The organism is Chromobacterium piscinae (assembly GCF_021129175.1).
GTDB classification, from domain to species: Bacteria; Pseudomonadota; Gammaproteobacteria; order Burkholderiales; family Chromobacteriaceae; genus Chromobacterium; species Chromobacterium piscinae.
Genome location: NZ_JAJOHV010000138.1, coordinates 1 through 3,406 on the forward strand (window position 1 = coordinate 1; position 3,406 = coordinate 3,406).

Consider the following 3,406-nt stretch of genomic DNA (forward strand, 5'->3'; position numbering starts at 1 on the left):
GCCCGGGTGGGCCGGCTTTTTGTTTGTTGGAAGCGAGGTGTTAAGCCGGTGCCGAATTATTTTTGCATTGTTTTCATGAGAATTTCTCATCGATAGGGTTTGAATTGACTTCTTGATTCGGATGATTCGTTCAGTAATTTGTGTAAATGCAACATTTTTTACATAAAAACGACATTGTCAGATAGGTATGAGACAGGCGGGCGGGGCATGGAAAAGCCAACCTTGGACTATGGGCTGAATGCTTTGCCGGGCATGGCTTTTTGCTTTGATGTTGACGTCATTGCCAGGGGACTTGGGGCAGAAAATTGCGCTTATGAGCATGGCGGATAAGGATGATCTGTACTTAATGACGAATTGTTACGGATGTTGACGGTTTGTCGGAACTATTCCCACACTCGAATCCAGAGCTGTTTCATGCGATGTGCATGGCTCGAGTTCCGTCACGCCAGCTGAAGAACTGGCGGATGAGATACGGATAAAGAACAAAGGAGAGTTCCGTGATGAAAAAGAAGCAGTTGGCTGTGGCGTTGGCCATGGCGGGCATAGGCGTCAACGCGTCTGTCGCATGGGCCGCCGACGGCGCGTCCTCAGGAGAGCTGGACCGGGTGGAGGTGACCGGTTCCAACATCAAACGCAGCATCAAGCAGGAAAAAGCGCTGCCGGTGACAATCGTGCGCACCGAGGAAATGACCAAGCAAGGCTTCACCACGGTGGAGCAGGTGGTCAATTCGTTGGCCAGCAACCAGTCCAATCTGGTTGGCGCGTCTTCCGTGCAGTCGGTCAGCGGCGGCGCGTCATATGCCGGCCTGCGGGGCTTCGATCCGCAATATACCTTGGTGTTGCTGGATGGCCGCCGGGTCGCCAACCAGGCGATTTCCGGCATCGCGACCGACCTGAACGCCATCCCGCTGTCGGCCATAGACCGGATCGAGGTGCTGCGCGACGGCGCTTCCGCGCTGTATGGCAGCGACGCCATCGGCGGGGTGATGAATTTCATCACCAAGAAGAGCTATCAAGGGCTGACCATTTCCGGCGAAGCGCTGAGCCCTCAGCATAAGGGCGGCGATTCCGCGAATGTGAGCGTATTGGGCGGCGTGGGTGACTTGGCGAAAGATGGCTGGAACGCTTACGGCGTTTTGTCGTATCAGAAGAGCAAGGCGATTCGCACTGTGGATCGCGAATTCGCGACCAAGAATCAGTCTTTGAGCAGCACCACCTATCCAGCCAACTTTCTCTACAAGTCCAAAGGCAATCCCGGCGACGGCAATGTTTACAACATGGCCATGCCGAATTGCCGTCCGCCATACTCCACACCCAGGGATGCGACCAGCTGCGGCGAAAAGACTTGGCTGTTCATGGATCTGACGCCGGAAGTGGAGCAATTCACCGCCAATGGCAAGCTCAGCAAGCAGTTTGGCGACCATATGTTGACGGCGCAGTATCTGGGCGCCCGAAACATCAGTACCACGCGCATCGGGCCTACGCCGATGCAATCCGTAGCTACGCTGACCGCGGGCGTCAACAAGTACTTCCCGACCGTGCTGCCGGATGGCTCGCCGGTGACGCCGGGGGCGACGGCGGTGTTGAATCTGCGCAGCGATCCTCTCGGTCCCAGAACGACCAAGAGCATTTCCGATACGCAGCGGCTGGCGGTGAATCTGGAGGGGCTGATCGGAGGGTGGGATTATCGTACCGGCGCCGCGTATTCGTCGAACCAAACCACCATCAATTACAAGAGCGGTTATGTAAACAGCGACAAGATAGAACAGGCGCTGCTGACTGATCAGATCAATCCGTTCGGCGACTCCCCGGCCGGCGCATGGGAAAGCGTCGAGTTGAAAGGGGACGGCTGGATTTCGAAATATGAAACCGCATTGGCAGACTTCAAGGCCAGCAAGGAGATCTTTGCCTTGCCGGCGGGGAATGTCGCGGCGGCGATCGGCGGCGAATTGAGGCACGAGAAGCTGGACAGCCAGATTCAGGATCTGGCCCAGTATGCGATCGGATCGGGGATCGCCGATTCCAAGTCAACCAAGGGCAGCCGCAATATCTCGGCGCTGTACCTTGAGGCGGAAGTGCCTGTTATAAAAGGGTTGGACGTGCAGTTGGCGGCCCGTTACGACAAGTACAGCGACTTCGGCAAAGCTTTCAATCCCAAGGTCGCGTTCAAGTATCAGCCTGCGTCGCAAATCATGTTCCGCGGCTCCGCGAGCAGAGGATTCCGCGCGCCTTCGCTGTTCGACATTTTCCAGCCGGACGCCAAGACCTATACCAATGGCAATAATCTGGACGACCCGGCGCGCTGCCCGAACGGGACGCCGGCCAACGGCGGGGACAAGACGGATTGCGGCACCACGTTTTTCGCCAAGCAGGGCGGCAATCGCAATTTGGAGCCTGAACGCGCCACTTCTCTCACCTTCGGCGTGGTGATCGAGCCGATCAAGGAGATTACGGCCAGCGTCGATTTCTGGTGGACCACCATCAATAAAGTGATAGGCGTGCTGGACAATGATCTGATCTTCAATGATCCGGTCAAGTATGCCGACCGCTTTGTGCGGGTGAATCCGAATGACCCGTATTCCAAGCTTGACTACGTTTCCACCCCGACCGAGAACTTGGGCAATCTGAGCGCGGCGGGTTTGGATACCTCGTTCTCCTGGCGCTTGCCCAAGAGCCGCTTCGGTAATTTCACCATTAACCTGGATGGAACCTATACCTCCAAGTTCGTCCAGCAGGTCGAAGCGGGAGGGGTGTATTACTCGCGCTTGAGCCAATGGAACAATGGCCTGCAGCCGGTGGTCCGCTGGAAGCATTCGCTGGGATTCGGCTGGTCTTTCGGCGATTGGAGCGCGTTGCTCGCCCAAAACTATGTGTCCGGTTACACCGACTATAAGGCGACGCATAGTGTCAAGCCGTATTCCAACTGGAACCTGTCTTCTACCTATCTATGGAAGAAGAAGCTGAGCGTGACGGCGGGGGTGAAGAATCTGTTTGATCAGGAGCCTCCCTTCAGTAATCAGAACAAGTTCTTCCAGAAAGGATTTGATCCGATTCTCGCCGACCCGGTGGGCCGAGCCTATTTCTTGAAAGCGTCATACAAACTCTAGCTTTGGCTATTGTATTTAGTCCACAGCTATAGCATTCTGTCATGACGGCGCAGGTTTTTATGCGCAGGGAATGCGATGGCGGGGCGGTGATCCCACCCCGCCTGCGCGACAGGTTGGCAGCTCTGGCCGGATCTGAATGTCGGTCCGGCCGAGTCTGCCGGTTTTATTGAAGGAATGGGTAATCCATATGACAAGCATTGCAGCCAAAGGAGTGGGAGGGCCACCGCCCCGGCGACGATTCGCCGGTCTGGCGGGCGTCGTCCTGTTCCATGCCGCGCTGATCTACGCGCTGGTGACAG

Annotated in this window: 2 protein-coding genes; both read left to right on the forward strand. The window is 56.3% G+C overall.

The window, feature by feature from the left end; translation table 11 throughout:
* Positions 1–207 precede the first annotated feature (207 nt).
* Positions 208–330 (forward strand): hypothetical protein, encoded by a 123-nt coding sequence (locus tag LQR33_RS24285; protein ID WP_260454788.1) that lies wholly within the window; start codon positions 208–210, stop codon positions 328–330.
* 203 nt (positions 331–533) lie between these two features.
* Positions 534–3,107, forward strand: a complete 2,574-nt coding sequence (locus tag LQR33_RS23110; RefSeq protein ID WP_231470613.1) for a TonB-dependent receptor plug domain-containing protein — start codon at positions 534–536, stop codon at positions 3,105–3,107.
* Positions 3,108–3,406: the final 299 nt, after the last annotated feature.

Bases quoted from the DNA above. Each gene is read 5' to 3' on its own strand.
- LQR33_RS24285 (WP_260454788.1), top strand. From the start codon at position 208: ATGGAAAAGCCAACCTTGGACTATGGGCTGAATGCTTTGCCGGGCATG.
- LQR33_RS23110 (WP_231470613.1), top strand. From the start codon at position 534: ATGGCGGGCATAGGCGTCAACGCGTCTGTCGCATGGGCCGCCGACGGC.